This is a genomic window from Lentzea atacamensis, from assembly GCF_003269295.1.
GTDB lineage: Bacteria > Actinomycetota > Actinomycetes > Mycobacteriales > Pseudonocardiaceae > Lentzea > Lentzea atacamensis.
Genome location: NZ_QLTT01000007.1, coordinates 339,588 through 356,343 on the forward strand (window position 1 = coordinate 339,588; position 16,756 = coordinate 356,343).

Genomic DNA, 16,756 nt, shown 5'->3' on the forward strand with positions numbered 1-16,756 from the left:
ACCTGTGCGGCTGCTGCGGCCGGTGCTGCGCCGGGGAGGGGTGAACAGGCGTGCGGTGTCCTTTTTGCCGTCATTCGGACTCGCGGGTGGTGGACTCCCGTGAGGTCGACGAGGGTCAGGTGATCCGTCGTCGTCGCTCCTGCAACAGCTGCAGCCGCAGGTTCACCACGGTCGAAGAAGCGGTTCTCGCCGTGGTCAAGCGCTCCGGGGTGACGGAGCCGTTCAGCCGCGACAAGGTTGTCGTCGGTGTGCGCAGGGCGTGCCAGGGCCGCCCGGTCGACGAGGACGCGTTCCAGCAGCTCGCCCAGCGAGTGGAAGAGTCGATCCGGTCGACGGGATGTGCGGAAATCCCGAGTCACGAGGTGGGCCTCGCCATTCTCGGCCCCCTGCGCGAGCTCGACGAAGTCGCTTATCTGCGCTTCGCGAGCGTCTACAGATCCTTCTCGTCCGTCGAGGACTTCGAGAAGGAAATTCTTGATCTTCGCACTGCACGCGCCGCCGAAGCCGGGCAGTGATCCGCGCGCAGCACAGCGCGCGCGTCCACAACTTCTAAGCACCAGCACGAGGGAGATCCACCGTGACCGAGACCGTCGGCGGCTCAGCCAAGAAGACAGCCGCACGGGCGGCTGCCAAGCCTGCCGCGCTGAAGGTCCAGCGCGTCTACACCACCGAAGGCCGCCACCCCTACGACGAGGTCACCTGGGAGCGCCGCGACGTCGTCATGACGAACTGGCGCGACGGCTCGGTGAACTTCGAGCAGCGCGGTGTCGAGTTCCCCGAGTTCTGGTCGGTGAACGCCACCAACATCGTCACCAGCAAGTACTTCCGCGGTGCCGTTGGTAGCGAGAAGCGCGAGCAGTCGCTGCGCCAGCTGATCGACCGCGTGGTGAAGACCTACGTGGGCGCGGGCAAGGAGCACGGCTACTTCGCCTCCGAGCAGGACGCGGAGATCTTCGAGCACGAGCTCACCTACATGCTTCTGCACCAGGTGTTCAGCTTCAACTCGCCGGTGTGGTTCAACGTCGGCACCAGCTCGCCGCAGCAGGTCAGCGCGTGCTTCATCCTCGCGGTCGACGACACCATGGAGTCGATCCTGAACTGGTACCGCGAGGAGGGCCTGATCTTCAAGGGCGGCTCCGGTGCCGGCCTGAACCTCTCGCGCATCCGTTCGTCGAAGGAGCTGCTGTCCTCCGGCGGCACCGCGTCCGGCCCGGTGTCGTTCATGCGCGGCGCCGACGCGTCCGCGGGCACCATCAAGTCCGGTGGCGCCACCCGTCGTGCCGCGAAGATGGTCGTGCTCGACGTCGACCACCCGGACGTCGTGGAGTTCATCGAGACCAAGGCGCGCGAAGAGGACAAGATCCGCGCGCTGCGTGACGCCGGGTTCGACATGGACCTCGGCGGCGCGGACATCGTGTCGGTGCAGTACCAGAACGCGAACAACTCGATCCGCGTGTCGGACGAGTTCATGCACGCCTACGAGAACGGTGGCGACTTCGGCCTGCGCGCGCGTCAGACCGGTGAGGTCATCGAGCGCGTCGACGCCAAGACGCTGTTCGGCAAGCTCGCGAAGGCCGCGTGGGAGTGCGCCGACCCCGGCATCCAGTACGACGACACGATCAACGACTGGCACACCTGCCCCGAGTCGGGCCGCATCACCGCGTCCAACCCGTGCTCGGAGTACATGCACCTCGACAACTCGAGCTGCAACCTCGCGTCGCTGAACCTGATGAAGTTCCTCGGTGACGACGGCAAGTTCGACGCCGTCACGTTCGCCAAGGCCGTCGAGCTGATCATCACCGCGATGGACATCTCGATCTGCTTCGCGGACTTCCCGACCGAGCCGATCGCGGACACCACCCGCAAGTTCCGCCAGCTCGGCATCGGCTACGCCAACCTCGGTGCGCTGCTGATGGCGACCGGCCACGCGTACGACTCCGAGGGTGGCCGCGCGCTCGCCGCGACCATCACCTCGCTGATGACCGGTGTTTCGTACCGCCGTTCCGCCGAGCTCGCGGGCATCGTCGGCCCGTACGAGGGCTACAAGCGCAACGAGACCGCGCACCAGCGGGTCATGCGCAAGCACGCCGCCGCGAACGACCTGATCCGCACGTACCACGCGAACGACTCGTCGGTGCACAAGGTCGCGACCGAGGCGTGGCAGCAGGCGCTGGCGATCGGCACGAAGAACGGCTGGCGCAACGCCCAGGCGTCCGTGCTGGCCCCGACCGGCACCATCGGCCTGATGATGGACTGCGACACCACCGGTATCGAGCCGGACCTGGCCCTGGTCAAGTTCAAGAAGCTCGTCGGCGGCGGCTCGATGCAGATCGTCAACCAGACGGTGCCGCGCGCGCTGAAGTCGCTGGGCTACCAGGAAGAGCAGATCGAGGCGATCGTCGAGTTCATCGGCGAGCACGGCCACGTCATCGACGCGCCGGGCCTGCGCCGCGAGCACTACGAGGTCTTCGACTGCGCGATGGGCGAGCGTTCCATCGCGCCGATGGGCCACGTGCGGATGATGGCGGCCACGCAGCCGTTCCTGTCCGGCGCCATCTCCAAGACGGTCAACATGCCGGAGACCGCCACGGTCGAGGACGTCGAGGAGATCTACTACCAGGGCTGGAAGCTCGGCCTGAAGGCGCTCGCGATCTACCGCGACAACTGCAAGGTCGGCCAGCCGCTGTCCGCGGGCAAGGGCGCGAAGGCCGGCGAGGAGAAGAAGTCCGAGACGGTCGTCGAGTACCGCCCGGTCCGCAAGCGCCTGCCGAAGAAGCGCCCGTCGCAGACCGTGTCGTTCACGGTCGGTGGCGCGGAGGGTTACCTGCACGCCGGTTCCTACCCGGACAACGGCCTCGGCGAGATCTTCGTCAAGCTGGGCAAGCAGGGTTCGACGCTGGCCGGCGTGATGGACGCGTTCTCGATGTCCATCTCGGTGGGTCTGCAGTACGGCATCCCGCTCGAGTTCTACGTTTCGAAGTTCCAGAACCTGCGCTTCGAGCCGGCGGGCATGACCGACGACCCGGACGTGCGGATCGCCACGTCGGTGCTGGACTACCTGTTCCGCCGCCTGGCGCTGGACTACCTGCCGTACGACAAGCGCGCGCAGCTCGGCATCTTCACGGCCGACGAGCGTTCCGCGCAGGTGGCCGGCGAGTACGGCGCGCCCACGTCGTCCGAAGTGGACATCGAGGGTCTGCGTGGATCGGTGGAGGCCGCTCCGGCTCAGGTCGAGTCCTCCGCCCCCAAGCAGGTCGGCAGCTCGACGGAGCTCCTGGAGCTGCACCTGGGCAAGGCGGCTGACGCGCCGCTGTGCATGACCTGTGGCACCAAGATGCGTCCGGCCGGGTCCTGCTACCTGTGCGAGGGCTGCGGCAGCACGTCCGGCTGCAGCTGATCTGATCGCGTGTTGAATGGGCGGCTCCGCGGGGCCGCCCATTCTCCTTTTCCGGGGTGCGCCATGGATTACGTGTTCGCCGGTTATCGGGTGGTGATCGCCGACGACGGCCTGGTGTCGATGAGCGAGTGCATGACGGACGTCGTCGGGGCCGACTCGTACAACTGGGAGATGTTCTTCACCGATCGCGCACTGGCCGAGCAGGCGTGCCCGAGTTCGGGGCAGCTGTTCGCGGTCGGGTTTCCCCGCGAGGACGTCCCGGCGCTGCTGGCGGACTTCGAGAAGTTCGAGCCGATCGGCGCGGCCGGCATGCCGGACCGGTTGCTCGCCGGGGAACCGATGCCCTGCGGCGACGTTCTCGGTTGTGAGCTCGTCGGCTGGGATTCAGGTCCTTCGGTGTGGCACACGTGGGCGTGTCTCGGCGGTCTGGTGGACGATGTCCGTGACGTGACAGGCGTGGTTCCCGGAGAGCACGGCCTGATCCAGGACGTGGAGCAGGCTCGGCTGGCGGCGCGGTGGCTCACCGCGTCGGAGCTCGGTGATCCCAAGGTCTTCCTGTGGGTGCCCGCGCTGCTCGTCAGACCCGCCGGGTGATAGAACAACCGGAATGCGCTCGTTCGACGACCTACGCGGCTACCTGCTCGGCCAGCTCAACGCCGCTGTCCGCCGCCCCGGCATGTACGGCGGCGAGCCGGTCATCCTCACCCTGCTCGACGCGCTGGCGTTCGCCGACGACCGCACTGACCGGTGGCAGGCCGAACTCGACGCCTTGGTGAACCGGGGAGCGGCCAACGCGGCGATGGTGAGCGGCGCCGTGCACGAGGCGCTGGGTCACCGCAGCGAGGACGTCATGGCGTCGGTGTACGCGGATCTCGCGCATCGGCAGGGCTGGCTGTCGCTGGACGCGGACAGCTGGATTCCCGGTGTGCTCGGCGAGTCGGACTGCGTGCTGGACGACGTGATCGCGGAGTACGGCGAGCCGCCGTTGTGGCTGGGCGGCACGAATCCCAAGTACTCGAAGACGCTCGGCTACCCGGACCGGTCGGGGTCGCTCGTGTTCTTCCACTTCATGCCGGAGCTGCGGTTGATGGCCACGCGGCGCGGTGACGGCGGGTTCCGCGACAGCTTCGTCTTCACACCCGCCGGGCACGCGCGCTGACCTTCGCGCGTCCTGAAATGCGTTGCGGGGCAAGATAAACTGACAGGTGATGCGCATCGTTCTGCATGCACGTGCGCGCCTGGACTCGCATACGACTCGCTGAACGGGCTCTCCGTCGGCGACGCTCTGGGCGCACAGTTCTTCATGGTCGGCCGCTCGATCTCCGACCTCGTGGCAGGCAAGCCGCCACGAGGGCCCTGGGAGTGGATTGACGACACCAAATGGCCTGCAACCTCGTCGCCGAGCTCCGCGATCACGGTGACATCGACAGGGACCGGCTCGCGGCGAGGTTCGCCCACCGCTGCGAGCCCTATCGCGGGTACGGCGCGGGCGCCTTCACCATCCTCCGCAAGATTCGCCAAGGCACGCCGTGGAAAGAGGCGGCCGGCAGCGCGTTCAACGGGCAGGGCTCGTGCGGCAACGGTGCTGCGATGCGGATCGCTCCGCTCGGCGCCTACTTCGTCAACGAGCCGGAAACCCTGACCGTGCAAGCCATCAGAGCCAGCGAGGTCACCCATCAACACCCGGAGGGCATCGCGGGCGGAGTGGCCGTGGCACACGCCGCGGCCATCGCGGCGAAGGCACGTCTGACCGGCACCGGGCGAGACCTGCTCGGCGGCGTGCTCGACCACCTCGAAGAAGGCTCCTTCGTGCGCAAGGGGATCGAGAAGGCGCGCAAGATCAGGACTGCGGAGGAAGCCGCGTACGTCCTCGGGAACGGCTCCCGCGTGACGGCCCAGGACACCGTGCCGTTCACGCTGTGGGTCGCGGCGCACCACCTCGACGACTACCGCAAAGCCGTCACGACCTGTGTGCAAGCCGGGGGAGACGTGGACACCACCGCCGCGATCGTCGGCGGCATCGTCGGCCGTCCGCCGCTGGAGTGGGTCGCGGAACGTGAGGAGCTCCCGGACTGGGTGCGCCGTTGACCAGGGCGTTCAACCCAGGTGAGTGATTTATTCATCACGTGTTGAGTTTTTGGCCGAACCCTCGTAGCCTCGGTGTCATGGACGCCTACTGCGTGGATTTCGGGGCCATCGACGGCACGATGCTCGCCGTCGTCGGAGGCAAGGCTGCGAACCTGGGGGAGCTCACCAGGGCGGGACTTCCGGTGCCGCAGGGCTTCTGCGTCACCACGGACGCCTATCGCGCCGTCGTCGCGGAGGCGGACGAGCTGGCGAGCACCACTCCGGAGAACGCCCGCAGGACGTTGCTCGAAACCGCGGTGCCGCAGGAGATCCGGGACGCGATCGTCGCCGAGTACCGCAAGCTCGGCGACAGCGTGCCGGTCGCCGTGCGGTCCAGTGCCACGGCGGAGGACCTGCCGTTCGCGAGCTTCGCGGGCCAGCAGGACACGTTCCTCAACGTCGTCGGCGAGGACGCGGTGGTCGACGCGGTGCGCCGCTGCTGGGCATCGCTGTGGACCGACCGCGCGGTCAGCTACCGCGAAACGAACGGCATCGACCACACCACGACGTATCTCGCCGTTGTGGTGCAACGAATGGTGCAGTCCGCGGTCTCCGGCGTGATGTTCACGGCGAACCCGGTGACCGGCAAGCGCGACCAGATCGTCATCGACGCGAGCCCCGGCCTCGGCGAGGCGGTGGTGTCGGGCGCGGTCAACCCGGACCACTTCGTCGTCGACGGTGCGGAGATCGTCGAGAGGCGCCTGGGCGACAAGAAGCTCCTCATCCGCTCACTGCCCGGCGGTGGCACCGAGCACGTCGACATCGGTGAGAACGAGGAGCCGTGCCTCACCGACGGCCAGATTCGCGCGCTCGCCGTCCTCGGCCGCAAGGTGCAGGCCCACTACGGCTCGCCGCAGGACACCGAGTGGGCGATCGACGCCGACGGCGAGCTGTACCTGACCCAGGCGCGGCCGATCACGACGCTGTTCCCGTTGCCGGACAACCCCGACGGCAACGCTCACGTCTACTTCTGCTTCAGTCTCGCGCAGGGCCTGGAACGTCCGATCACGCCGATGGGACGCGCAGCGTTCCGCGAGATCTCCAAGTCCGCCTTCGAGATCGTGATCGGCGATCCGAAGAGCAAGTCCTATGTGGAGAGCGGCGAACGGATTTTCTTCGACGTCACCAAGGTTCTGCACAGCCGAGTCGGCCGTGAGTTCATCACGCGCCTGCTCGGCGTGATGGAGGCGCGCTCCTCCGAAGTGCTGCGCAGCCTGTTCGACGACCCGCGGTTCGCGATCAGGAACTCGTCGCCGATGCCTGCTCTCAAGCGTGTGCTGCGGCTCGCACGCCGCTTCCACGCACCCGTGATCGTGATGAAGGCGCTGACCAATCCGGAGAAGGCCGCGCGGAACGCGTTGAAGATGGAGCGCGAGATCCTCGACAGGTCCGCGAACCTCTCCATCGAGCAGGCGCTGCAGCAGTGCACCGTCCCGGTGCTGCCCGGGCTGGCCCCGACCGCACTGGTCGGGTTCGCCCTGCTCGGGCTCGTCGGCAAGGTCGTGAAGACGAAGCCGGGCGAACTGCAGACCATCCTGCGCGGCCTGCCGAACAACATCACCACCGAGATGGACATGGCGATGTGGGACCTCGCCCAGGAGATCAGGCACGATCCCGTTGCGCTGCGGCAGTTCCAGAACGGCGAACGCCCCGCCGCCCTGGACCGGTTCCTCGCGAAGTGGGGTCATCGGGCCGTGGCGGAGATCGACCTCGGCCTGCCCAGGTGGTCCGACGACCCGGCGTACGTCATCGGCGTCGTGCGGAACTTCCTGCGCCTGGAGGACGAAAAGGCGCACCCGGACGCGGTGTTCGCCCGCGGCGCCGCCGAAGCCGAGGCGATGATCGAGACTCTGGCGCGCCGAGCCCGGGGGCGCGGCTGGTTCGTGCGCTTCGCGTTGCGGCGCACCAGGTTGCTCGCGGGCCTGCGCGAGTACCCGAAGTACCTGATCATCACCCTGTTCGGCGTGCTGCGCAAGCGCATCGCGCAGGCCGGTGACCAGCTCGTCGCGGACGGCCGCCTCGACAGCGCGGACGACGTGTTCTTCCTGAACTTCGAGGAAATGCGCACCACGGAAGGGGATCTGCGCTCGGTGGTCGCGTCGCGGCGTGAGGTCTACGACCGCGAGATGCGGCGTCGGCACATCCCGCGCGTGCTGCTGTCCGACGGCACTGAGCCGGAAGCGGTGCACCACGGTGTCGTGGCTGAGGGCGACCTCGTCGGCACACCGGCGTCGGCGGGCACGATCACCGGCATCGCGCGGGTCGTCATGGACCCGGTCGGCGCGCACCTCGAGCCCGGCGAGATCCTCGTGGCACCGTCGACGGATCCCGGTTGGACGCCGTTGTTCCTGACGGCGGGCGGCCTCGTGATGGAGATGGGTGGTGCGAACTCGCACGGCGCGGTCGTCGCCCGGGAGTACGGGATCCCTGCGGTGGTGGGCGTCCGGGAGGCCGTGACGCGGATCAAGACCGGCGAGCGGATCACCGTGGACGGCAGCACGGGCGCGGTCACCACACTCGCCGACGAACCGGTTGAGGTCTCGTAGTGCCAGCCGGACGCGTAATCTCGGGTTTGTGGCTGAGTCCAAGGGTGAGCTGAACAAAGTCCAGCAGGGCATCGCCGACTACCTGCTGCGCGCCGGTGTGGACGGGTTCGGCCCGTTCAAGAGTGCCCGCGACGCCGCGTCCGACGCCCTGGTCAAGAAGGGCAGCGAGGCCGACGCGATCAAGCACCTCATCCGCACCCACGTGGCGCTGGCCGGCGCGCAGGGCTTCATCACGAACCTCGGCGGCCTGATCACGCTGCCCATCTCGCTGCCGTCCAACGTCGCTGCTGCCTACGTGATCCAGACGCACCTCATCGCGTCCATCGCATCGTTGCGCGGCCACGACGTGGACAGCGAAGAGGTGCAGACGGCCATCCTGCTGTGCCTGCTCGGCAATGCCGGAACCGAGCTGTTCAAGAAAGTCGGCATCAAGCAGTTCACCAAGAAGGCCGCGTCGGCACTCATCACAAAATACGGTACAAAAAAGCTCGGCACGGTCGTGGTGAAGGGTGTTCCGATCCTCGGCGGCGTCATCGGCGGTGGCGTCGACGCTGCCTCGACCCGAGCGGTCGGCGCATTCGCCAATCGCTACTTCGCTCGCACGGACGTGTTGCCGGGGGTCGTCGACGGCGAGGTGCTGTCCGTGGAGATCGAAGAAGCGGACGGAACGGCCGATTCGCGCTAACTCAGCCGGTCGAGTGCGGCACTGAACGCATCCGGCTGGATGTGCACACCACCGCTGAACGGGTTCTGCATCTGGTAGATGGCGAACAACAGCAGAACCAGTGTCGAACTCAGCGTGATGGTGATGAGCAGCTGAGAGATGAGGTTCGGCCCGCCGAACAGGTACGGGAACAGCAGTGAGAGCGCGGTGCCGATCAGCAGCGCGAACCACACGACCGGGTTGACGCCGTTGCCCGCCGCGTCCAGCCGCTCCTGCCTGGCCTCGTAGACCCCCCACAGCTGGTTCGCGGCCTCGGCCTTGCGGTCCTCCTGCCAGCCGCCGTCCGGTGCGGCCGCCGCTATGGTCTCCCTGAGCTGGTTCAACGTGGTCCAGCCCTTGTTGTCCACGTCCTCGCCCTCGCGCATGCGCGGCCACTCCTCGTCGACGACGGTGGAGACGTAGGAGCGGATCAGCTGCTCCACTTTCGACTTGGCGGGTTCCGGCAGCGAGTCGGACGACCAGTCGATGGCGACGAGCGAGTTGGCCTCCCTCTGCACCTGTTCCTCCGCGTTGTTGGACGCGTCGAACAGGGAGATGAGGATGAAGGCGGCCAGAACGGCGTGCAGGCCCGCGACGATGCTGAACACCGAACCGCCGGCGCCGAGGTTCTTCTCGCCGACTTCCTCCGAGCCGAACCGACGTGTGATGACGACGATGATGGCGGACAGTGCGGCCGCACCGAGAACCCAGAGCAGGCCGGTGATGTAAATGCTCAATTCGGCTCCTTTCTGGTGTGGGATTAGACCACGGTCTACTGTGGCCGGTACAGCACGGTCTGGTTAACGAGTAATGGTCAGGTGGGAATGCGCGGCAACAGCAGAACAACCCGGTTGTCGTATTGGGCTGCTCCATTCCGGTGGGGGCGGAATATGTGTGCCTTGGGCGCCGTCTCGGCCCTTTTGGTGCTTTCCGCGCCGTTCACCAGCACCGTTGCTCATGCCGCACCGGCGAACTGTGACGCATTTCAAGTCCGTTCATCCCATCGAGGCACACTCTCGACGTTCACAAAACTCGACGTTTCCTCCGGTGGGGTGACGGAAGTAACTCGCTTGGACTACGCGATCAACGCACTGGGGTACTCAGCGGCGTTGGGCCGTTTGGTTGGTCTCACCTCCAAGGGGCACCACTGGTGGAAGAGTCCGTCACACATCGTGCTGATCGACACGCAGGGCGTGGTCAACGACCTCGGACCCGTCGACGCGCACTGGTTCCGTACCGACGACGTGTCTGCCGGCGCGGTCGTCGGCACCACGTTCTACGTGCGCGACAACGCCCGCCTGCACGCGATCGACATCAACCCGGACAGCGCTGCGTACCTCAAGATCGTGCGGACCGTCGTGCTGGACTGGCCCGCCGTCGCGCTCGACGACTTCACGGTCAACCCCGCGAACGGCCACCTGACCGGAGTGTCCGCGGCGGGCTGGGGTCCCGGCGAGGTCGTGTCGTTCGACCCGGTGTCCGGGCGGGTGCTGAGCAAGACGGAGATCCAGGACCTGCCCGGCAAGTCGACGTACGGCGCCGTGGTGATCGACGCCGCAGGCACTGTCTATGCCGTCAACAACGGCTACAGAGGTCGCAGCCGCGTCTACCGGATCACAGGCAGTGCCGCGGTGGAACTGTCGGCGGGCCCGCAGATGGGCATGATCGACGCGGCGGGCTGCCTGCCGAACCCGATGCCGCCCCGCATCGAACCACCCGCGCCGCGCCTCGAGGTTCCGCCGCCTCCTGCCCCCAAGTCGACCTCGGTCCCGACTCCGGCACCGACTCCGGCACCTGCTCCCGCTCCGGTCGTCCCGCCGCCTCCGGTGACGACCACGACCCCGCCACCCGTGTCGACGCAGCCGGTGCCGGTGCGGGCCGCGCGGAAGAAACCCGAGCCCCGCAAGGACCTTCCGGTGGAGGCCGAGACCACGCCGCTGACGAAGTCCCGCAAGTGGGCGATGGTCACGATCATCCTGGTGATGCTGGGCGCCTCCGCGGCCGCCGCTCGAGCCCGCGGATAAATCAGTTGGCGTGACGTGACGGCGTCGCTACCGTTGCGGCATGTTCTTCATCTGATGAAGCCCGCAGCGCTCTTGACGCTGCTGTCGCGACCTTGTTGTCGCCCAGGTGACCCTTCCGCGGGTCCTTCTCCACGGCCTTCTTCCGCCGTGTCCTTGCACGCCCTCTTCGTGAGGAGGCTTTCGCATGCCTGCCAACACCCCGCCCGAGCCGACCAACCGCGCCGCCCGCCGTGCGCAGAAGCGCGTCAAGCAGGACCAGAACACGCACTTCCAGCTGCCGCAGCAGCGTGTTCCGGTGGTCCACCCGCGCCAGTTCGCGACCCGTCGCCGCGGAGGATCCGCGTAGCCGACGCCGAACCAGGCGCGACACCGCAGGGGACGCATTCGTTCGAGTGCGTCCCCTGCTCTCTTCGTGGGCTTGATCTCCCGCTCTGTCCGAATCCGATCTAGCCTGTGGTGCTACCGGACCGACAGGATCGGAGGCGCCAGATGAGGATCGCTGACGTTTTGCGGGCCAAGGGATCGGCGGTCGCGACGATCGACCCGGACGTACCGGTCACGGAACTGCTGAGAGCGCTCGCCGAACACAACGTCGGCGCGATCGTCGTAGTCGGCTCGTCCGGCGTCGAGGGGATCGTGTCCGAGCGAGATGTCGTGCGCCGCCTGCACGAATCCGGCGCTGACCTGCTGTCTTCACCGGTGTCGGCGATCATGACCACCGACGTGTTCACTTGTTCGCCATCGGACACCGTAGACAGTCTGACGGTCGTCATGACCGAACGACGCTTCCGCCACGTGCCTGTTCTGTCCGACGGGCAGCTGGTCGGGATCGTCAGCATCGGTGACGTCGTGAAGAGCCGTATCGGACAGCTGGAGCAGTCGCAGGACCAGCTTCAGGCCTACATCGTCCAGGGCTGATCGCCAGCCTGCCTACGCTTGATCGGGTGAATCCTTCTTCGGACGGCCCGCGCTGGTAGAGGTTGCGCCAGGAGTTCACGCTTCGCTGCTTGCTCGTCGGCACCACGTCCACCGAGGCGCGCAACCGCGCGTTGTTCGCTTCGGTGGGCCTCGCCGACCGGCCTGCTCGCCGTCGGCCTCTGTCGAATTCCTCTGCTCGTTCAACGCTGTCGTCGTGGTGCCCGGTGGCGACGAACCCGCTTCTCGACCTGGTGGGAGTCCGATCGCCTGCTCGGCAACCTCCACCGCGCCTACCGCGAACTCGACGGCAAGCCTCTCGCCGAACGCTTCGAACTGCTTCGCGTCTGGCCCGACGTGCGGAGCTGCATGCCGGCCCGATCGCCTGCCACGCCTAGCGCCAACTAATATATCGGTCTATCAAACCGCTCTTGACCTGCTGCTTAGCAATGAGCCTTTGGACGACGAAGTCCAAAGACTCATTGCTAAAGCAGGATTCGCGTTTCAGCCGGTGCGGTTGACGTCGGGGTCGATGCCAGGCGGCTCGGGGACGTTCTCGGTCCTGGTGCCCGACGGCATCGCCCACATGAAGGCGCGCATCAACGCGTACTGGATCTTCAGGCCGGTACCGACGTCGCCGGACTCAACGACCTGCTTGAGTGCGGCGAGGATGCCCTTCCAGGTGGAGTCGACCTTGTCGAGTCGCTCGACGCCCTCGGGCCAGCCCGAGTTGCGCACTGTGACGCGCGTGCCGCCGTCGACCTCTTCGAGCTCCCACGAGACGACGGTCCACGGGTCGTCGCGCATGGTGAGCCGCTGGGTGTGGGAGAGGAGTCGTGGCGGGTCCACCTCGACGACGCGGCCGACGACGAACACTCGCTTGCCGTCGGTCGACCGGTAGTACAGCGGCGCGCCCGGCTCGAGCTTCGAGTCGAGGACGGCGTCCATCATGGCGCGCTGCTTGCCGTCGAGTTTGGTGATCTCGGCCCACACCTTCTCGATGGGTGCGGCGATCACGATGCTGTGCAACAGCTCGGTACCGGGTTCAGCCAACGTCCTCATCCTCTCCTCCGGCGCTCTCGACCGCGTGCTTCAGGCCGACCAGCGCCGCTGCCCAGTTCTCCTCGTAGTGCGCGACCCACCGCTGGTGGATCTGCTGGATGGGCACGGGATTCAGGTGATTGACCCGCTTCCGGCCCCGCGGCTCCACGAGCACCAGATCGGCCTCGCGGAGCACACCGAGGTGCTGCATGACGACGTGCCGGCTCGTCTCGAGCGCCTCCACCAACTCTCCCGTGGTGCGTGGACCGGAGCGCAGGACGTCGAGAATCGCGCGCCGCAACGGGTTCGCCAGGGCGCGCCAGACAGCGTCATCATCATGTGGCATCTTCATTACGTAATCTTTTTAGCACCTATGTCTGTCACAAGTCGAGGCCGGTCCTCGTCTGTACGGACATGAGCACTCTTCGCGCAGGTCTCGCGTTCCTTGCCCTGGTCGAGGGGATTGTCGGTGGCTGGTCGTTGATCGCCCCGAAGCACTTCTTCGACAACTTCCCGCTGCCGGCGAACCAGTGGGTGGCCTACTTCCCGCCGTTCAACGAGCACCTGCTCCGCGACTTCGGCGCGCTCAACCTGGCGTTGTGCGCGGTGCTCGTGTTCGCCGCGGCGACGCTGGAGCGGCGGCTCACCCAGGCGGCGCTGGTCGGCCACCTGTTGTTCGCTGTGCCGCACCTGGTCTTCCATCTGAACCACCTGTCGCACATGCCGTTCGCCGACCAGGTGGGCAACGTGGTCTCGCTGGTCGCCGTGGTGTTGGTCCCGTTGGCGCTGCTGCCGTTGACTCGCAAGATCGTCCCGACGATTGACTCACGAGTCAGTCGGTGATGTGATCACGCCCGCACCTGAAGTGGTGCAGACCTTTCCCTAAATCCGCCGCCATGGATGTTGGGGAGGAACGGGCGTGGAGATCACTCGGCGTTCGGCGTTGATCGGTGGGGCGGCGGCTGTTCCGCTGCTCATGGCAGGTTCCGGGCTCGCGCAGGCGGCCACCTGGAAGCTCAAGTGGAGCCCGCAGGCGAACAAGAACGGACTCGGCGCTTTCGAGGGTGTCGAGGACGACCGGGCCGGCTCGCATCCGGGCACGAAGCACATCTACGTGTCGGGCAACGACTACCGGTTCGACATGCACACCCGCGACCGGGACACGTCGACGGACCGGCAGCGCAACGAGGTCCGCGGCATGAAGGCGGGCGGTCAGAACATCGACATCGGCAACGGTGAGACGTGGAAGTGGACCTACTCCATGTTCATCCCGAGCTCGCTGAAGTCGACGACGTCGTTCACCCACATCATGCAGACGAAGATGCCTGGCCTCGGCTCCGCGCCCGTGACGGTCATGTCGCTGCGCCGCACCGGCGGCGTGCAGAAGATCGAGTTCAAGATCACCGAGGGCAATGTCCTCGTCGGGAACGTCGACCTCGAGCCGCTGCACAACAAGTGGATCGACACCGAGGTGGAGATCAAGGTCGGCAACGGCATTGGGCGCGTCCGCTGGGTGGTCCGCGACGGCGGCCGCACCGTGCTCGACGCGACGAAAGACAACGTCGACACCTGGCTCGACGATCGGTTGCGTCCGAAGTGGGGCATTTACCGCTCGCTCGGCGACACCTCGGGCTCACTGCAGAACTGCTACCTACTGCTTCGCAACATCAAGGCCTATAAGTTCGAATGATGCTGCTCGACGTCGCCGACGCCACGCGCCAATATATTAGTTTGCTCGACGGTGACCAGCGCGAACACGCGGTTCGCGCGGTCACCGACGACGACCTGAGACACCGCTGGGCGTATACGCCTGGTGCACGACCGGGCCTCGTGTTCGGCAGCCTCCGACGCGACCAGCGCAAGGCTGTACACGGAATGCTCGCGACCGTACTCAGTCCCCACGCCTACTCGCAGGCCGCAGCGGTGATGGCACTGGAGGACGTGCTCGACCACCGCGAGGGCGGGCACCGCGACAGGCACAGCGACGACTTCTGGACGGTGCTCTTCGGCACGCCCGGCGGCGACGAGCCGTGGGGATGGCGTGTCGAGGGGCACCACTTGTCCGTGAACGTCGTCGTCGCCGACGGCCGCGTCTCCGCGACACCGTTCTTCCTCGGCGCGAACCCTGCCCGCGTCACCTATCGCGGCCACGTCGTCGGCCAGCCACTACGCCTCGAAGAGGAACTGGCTCGAGAGCTGCTCGACCGCATGGGCCCGACCGCACGCCGCTTGGCCGTCGTATCGGACACCGCGCCGGACGACATCCGCAGCGGCAACTCCCCACGCGTCACCCCGTCCGAACCGGTCGGCGTCACACCGGCACAGCTCGGCAAGCCGGCGGGGGAACTGCTCGTCGACATCGTCCGCTTCTACCTCGACAGGCTCGCGTTCGAGCTCGCCGACGAGGAGTTTGCGCGCATCGACCCCGAACGCCTGCACTTCTCGTGGGAAGGCTCACTACGCCGAGGCGAGGGCCACTACTACCGAATCCAAGGCCCGGAGCTGCTCATCGAGTACGACAACACGGCCACCGAGGCCAACCACGTCCACACCGTCTGGCGTCGCTATTCGGGTGACTTCGGCGATGACCTCCTCGCCGCCCACTACGACACGTCACGGCACACTGTCGCCCGTGGAGTGGCCCAAAACGGTTGAAGACGCCGTCGCGTTGCAAGAACGCCTGCGTACCCAGGTGATCACCACCAGCGCGCCTGACCTGCGCATTGACACCGTAGCGGGCCTTGACGTCGGCTACCGTAGCAATGACACAGTTGCGGGCGTCTGCGTGGTGTTCGATGCGAAGACGCTGGTCATCCTGGACGAGGTCGTCGTCGAGAACACGACCGACTTCCCATATATTGCCGGGCTCTTCGCGTTCCGGGAGATGCCCGTGCTGCTACGTGCTCTCGATCGGGTGGCGGTGGCGCCGGACCTGTTGGTTGCGGACGGTCAGGGCCTCGCACACCCGCGCCGGTTCGGTCTGGCGTGCCACCTCGGCGTGCACACAGGTATCCCGAGCATCGGCGTCGCGAAGAACGCGATGGGCGAGTTCGAGCAGCCCGGTCACGCCCGCGGGTCGATGAGCGACCTCGTCATGGACGGCGAGGTCGTCGGCAGAGCCCTGCGGACGCAGGACGGCGTGAAGCCGGTGTTCGTGTCGGTCGGCCACAAGATCGACCTCGATCGGGCGTGCGCCGAGGTGCTGCGTCTCGCTCCGCGGTACCGGCTGCCCGAGACCACCCGCCGCGCGGACACACTCACTCGGCAGGCTGCTTCGCCGGCTGGAAGCTGAGCAGCACGAGGAGGATCGCGCCGCAGACCAGCGCGATGTCCGCGACGTTGCCGACGAACCAGCCGTTGTAGTCGATGAAGTCGACGACGTGCCCCCGCGCGAAACCCGGCGGCCGGAACAGCCGGTCGAGCAGGTGCGTCGTCGCGCCACCGAGCATCAACGCGAGCGCGGCGGCCCGCAGCTTGGTCTGCGGCTGCAGGCCGTACCGCGCGAGCATCACGACGGCGACGGCCGCGACGATCGTGAAGATCCACGTCGACCCCGCGCCGATCGAGAACGCGGCGCCGGGGTTGTAGAGGAGCCTGAACTGCAGGAACTCCCCGAGCACGGGAATGGGCGCGCGACCGGTCAGCGCGCTCTCGGCCCAGAACTTCGTGGCCTGGTCCAGCAGCAGCACGAGCACGGCGATGCCCATCACGAGCGGCACGCGGCGAGAGGTGGTGGTGTCCATTTGTGGACGAGCGTAGTTAAGAACGATGCCGCTTGGCATCAGGCCCCAGGATCAAGCGGTGGTCACGTCTGTGCGCTGAACGCCTCGACATCGTCGACATCCACCGCCACAAGGAACTCTTCCCCCAGCGTCGCGGCCCGCTCGTCGGTGTTGTAGTCAACGCAGATGCGCCAGCGTTCGTCTGTGCGTCGCGCCTATGTGTGGAAGCGGCCGTAGAACGTGCGCTCGTCGCCGTCAGCATGCTTGGACACGATCTGGAA

Annotated in this window: 18 protein-coding genes; 14 read left to right on the plus strand and 4 right to left on the minus strand. The window is 66.9% G+C overall.

Going from position 1 to position 16,756, the window contains the following annotated elements; all coding sequences use genetic code 11:
* Positions 1–50: 50 nt before the first annotated feature.
* The 7 genes from nrdR to C8D87_RS30525 all read left to right on the plus strand — a co-directional run bounded on the left by nrdR (position 51) and on the right by C8D87_RS30525 (position 8,755).
* Entirely contained in the window at positions 51–515 is a 465-nt protein-coding gene (gene nrdR / locus C8D87_RS30495; protein ID WP_109640480.1) for a transcriptional regulator NrdR, read from the plus strand.
* Between the two features lie 62 nt (positions 516–577).
* Positions 578–3,397, plus strand: a complete 2,820-nt coding sequence (locus C8D87_RS30500) for a vitamin B12-dependent ribonucleotide reductase (protein WP_109640479.1) — start codon at positions 578–580, stop codon at positions 3,395–3,397.
* Positions 3,398–3,460: 63 nt separating this feature from the next.
* Positions 3,461–3,991 carry a hypothetical protein gene (locus C8D87_RS30505; RefSeq protein WP_112229257.1) on the plus strand — a complete coding sequence of 177 codons (531 nt, stop codon included), beginning with the start codon at positions 3,461–3,463 and terminating at the stop codon, positions 3,989–3,991.
* A 13-nt stretch (positions 3,992–4,004) separates the two neighbouring features.
* Entirely contained in the window at positions 4,005–4,556 is a 552-nt protein-coding gene (locus C8D87_RS30510) for a hypothetical protein (protein ID WP_112229258.1), read from the plus strand.
* Between the two features lie 221 nt (positions 4,557–4,777).
* Complete coding sequence (locus C8D87_RS30515; RefSeq protein WP_233442365.1) at positions 4,778–5,485, plus strand: ADP-ribosylglycohydrolase family protein; 708 nt, start codon at positions 4,778–4,780, stop codon at positions 5,483–5,485.
* Positions 5,486–5,562: 77 nt separating this feature from the next.
* Positions 5,563–8,070 (plus strand): PEP/pyruvate-binding domain-containing protein, encoded by a 2,508-nt coding sequence (locus tag C8D87_RS30520; protein ID WP_112229259.1) that lies wholly within the window; start codon positions 5,563–5,565, stop codon positions 8,068–8,070.
* 28 nt (positions 8,071–8,098) lie between these two features.
* Positions 8,099–8,755 carry an EcsC family protein gene (locus C8D87_RS30525; RefSeq protein ID WP_109640474.1) on the plus strand — a complete coding sequence of 219 codons (657 nt, stop codon included), beginning with the start codon at positions 8,099–8,101 and terminating at the stop codon, positions 8,753–8,755.
* Here C8D87_RS30525 and C8D87_RS30530 read toward each other — a convergent pair.
* The gene (locus tag C8D87_RS30530; RefSeq protein ID WP_112229260.1) at positions 8,752–9,510 is read right to left on the minus strand and encodes a bestrophin-like domain; all 759 of its coding nucleotides are present in this window, start codon (positions 9,508–9,510) and stop codon (positions 8,752–8,754) included. The genes C8D87_RS30525 and C8D87_RS30530 overlap by 4 nt on opposite strands.
* 315 nt (positions 9,511–9,825) lie before the next feature.
* Here C8D87_RS30530 and C8D87_RS30535 point away from each other — a divergent pair, with 315 nt between their 5' ends.
* The 3 genes from C8D87_RS30535 (at position 9,826) to C8D87_RS30540 (ending at position 11,715) form a co-directional block, all read left to right on the plus strand.
* Entirely contained in the window at positions 9,826–10,797 is a 972-nt protein-coding gene (locus tag C8D87_RS30535) for a DUF6923 family protein (protein WP_146771915.1), read from the plus strand.
* Between the two features lie 184 nt (positions 10,798–10,981).
* Positions 10,982–11,143, plus strand: coding sequence for a hypothetical protein (locus C8D87_RS46250; protein ID WP_170155226.1), 162 nt, complete (start codon positions 10,982–10,984; stop codon positions 11,141–11,143).
* Between the two features lie 143 nt (positions 11,144–11,286).
* Positions 11,287–11,715, plus strand: coding sequence for a CBS domain-containing protein (locus tag C8D87_RS30540; protein ID WP_112229262.1), 429 nt, complete (start codon positions 11,287–11,289; stop codon positions 11,713–11,715).
* A gap of 501 nt (positions 11,716–12,216) precedes the next feature.
* Here the strand turns inward: C8D87_RS30540 and C8D87_RS30545 are convergent.
* Positions 12,217–12,774: an SRPBCC domain-containing protein gene (locus C8D87_RS30545; protein WP_112229263.1), complete on the minus strand. Its 558-nt coding sequence runs from the start codon at positions 12,772–12,774 to the stop codon at positions 12,217–12,219.
* The gene (locus C8D87_RS30550; RefSeq protein ID WP_211337635.1) at positions 12,758–13,099 is read right to left on the minus strand and encodes an ArsR/SmtB family transcription factor; all 342 of its coding nucleotides are present in this window, start codon (positions 13,097–13,099) and stop codon (positions 12,758–12,760) included. Before C8D87_RS30550 ends, C8D87_RS30545 begins: the two co-directional genes overlap by 17 nt.
* Positions 13,100–13,167: 68 nt before the next feature.
* Here C8D87_RS30550 and C8D87_RS30555 point away from each other — a divergent pair, with 68 nt between their 5' ends.
* The 4 genes from C8D87_RS30555 (at position 13,168) to C8D87_RS30570 (ending at position 16,045) form a co-directional block, all read left to right on the plus strand.
* A complete protein-coding gene (locus C8D87_RS30555; RefSeq protein WP_112229264.1) occupies positions 13,168–13,596 on the plus strand; it encodes a hypothetical protein in 429 nt (142 codons plus the stop codon).
* Positions 13,597–13,672: 76 nt separating this feature from the next.
* Positions 13,673–14,443 carry a Tat pathway signal sequence domain protein gene (locus C8D87_RS30560; protein WP_112229265.1) on the plus strand — a complete coding sequence of 257 codons (771 nt, stop codon included), beginning with the start codon at positions 13,673–13,675 and terminating at the stop codon, positions 14,441–14,443.
* Positions 14,443–15,408 carry a DUF3500 domain-containing protein gene (locus C8D87_RS30565; RefSeq protein ID WP_112229266.1) on the plus strand — a complete coding sequence of 322 codons (966 nt, stop codon included), beginning with the start codon at positions 14,443–14,445 and terminating at the stop codon, positions 15,406–15,408. Before C8D87_RS30560 ends, C8D87_RS30565 begins: the two co-directional genes overlap by 1 nt.
* Entirely contained in the window at positions 15,338–16,045 is a 708-nt protein-coding gene (locus C8D87_RS30570; RefSeq protein ID WP_112229267.1) for an endonuclease V, read from the plus strand. The genes C8D87_RS30565 and C8D87_RS30570 overlap by 71 nt, the downstream gene beginning before the upstream one ends.
* Here the strand turns inward: C8D87_RS30570 and lspA are convergent.
* Complete coding sequence (gene lspA / locus C8D87_RS30575; RefSeq protein WP_109640464.1) at positions 16,011–16,496, minus strand: signal peptidase II; 486 nt, start codon at positions 16,494–16,496, stop codon at positions 16,011–16,013. The genes C8D87_RS30570 and lspA overlap by 35 nt on opposite strands.
* Positions 16,497–16,756: the final 260 nt, after the last annotated feature.

Coding starts and splice junctions, on each gene's coding strand:
- C8D87_RS30505 (WP_112229257.1), top strand. CDS start 3,461: ATGGATTACGTGTTCGCCGGTTATCGGGTGGTGATCGCCGACGACGGC.
- C8D87_RS30510 (WP_112229258.1), top strand. CDS start 4,005: ATGCGCTCGTTCGACGACCTACGCGGCTACCTGCTCGGCCAGCTCAAC.
- C8D87_RS30515 (WP_233442365.1), top strand. CDS start 4,778: ATGGCCTGCAACCTCGTCGCCGAGCTCCGCGATCACGGTGACATCGAC.
- C8D87_RS30520 (WP_112229259.1), top strand. CDS start 5,563: ATGGACGCCTACTGCGTGGATTTCGGGGCCATCGACGGCACGATGCTC.
- C8D87_RS46250 (WP_170155226.1), top strand. CDS start 10,982: ATGCCTGCCAACACCCCGCCCGAGCCGACCAACCGCGCCGCCCGCCGT.
- C8D87_RS30540 (WP_112229262.1), top strand. CDS start 11,287: ATGAGGATCGCTGACGTTTTGCGGGCCAAGGGATCGGCGGTCGCGACG.
- C8D87_RS30545 (WP_112229263.1), bottom strand. CDS start 12,774: ATGAGGACGTTGGCTGAACCCGGTACCGAGCTGTTGCACAGCATCGTG.
- C8D87_RS30550 (WP_211337635.1), bottom strand. CDS start 13,099: ATGCCACATGATGATGACGCTGTCTGGCGCGCCCTGGCGAACCCGTTG.
- C8D87_RS30555 (WP_112229264.1), top strand. CDS start 13,168: ATGAGCACTCTTCGCGCAGGTCTCGCGTTCCTTGCCCTGGTCGAGGGG.
- C8D87_RS30565 (WP_112229266.1), top strand. CDS start 14,443: ATGCTGCTCGACGTCGCCGACGCCACGCGCCAATATATTAGTTTGCTC.
- C8D87_RS30570 (WP_112229267.1), top strand. CDS start 15,338: ATGACCTCCTCGCCGCCCACTACGACACGTCACGGCACACTGTCGCCC.
- lspA (WP_109640464.1), bottom strand. CDS start 16,496: ATGGACACCACCACCTCTCGCCGCGTGCCGCTCGTGATGGGCATCGCC.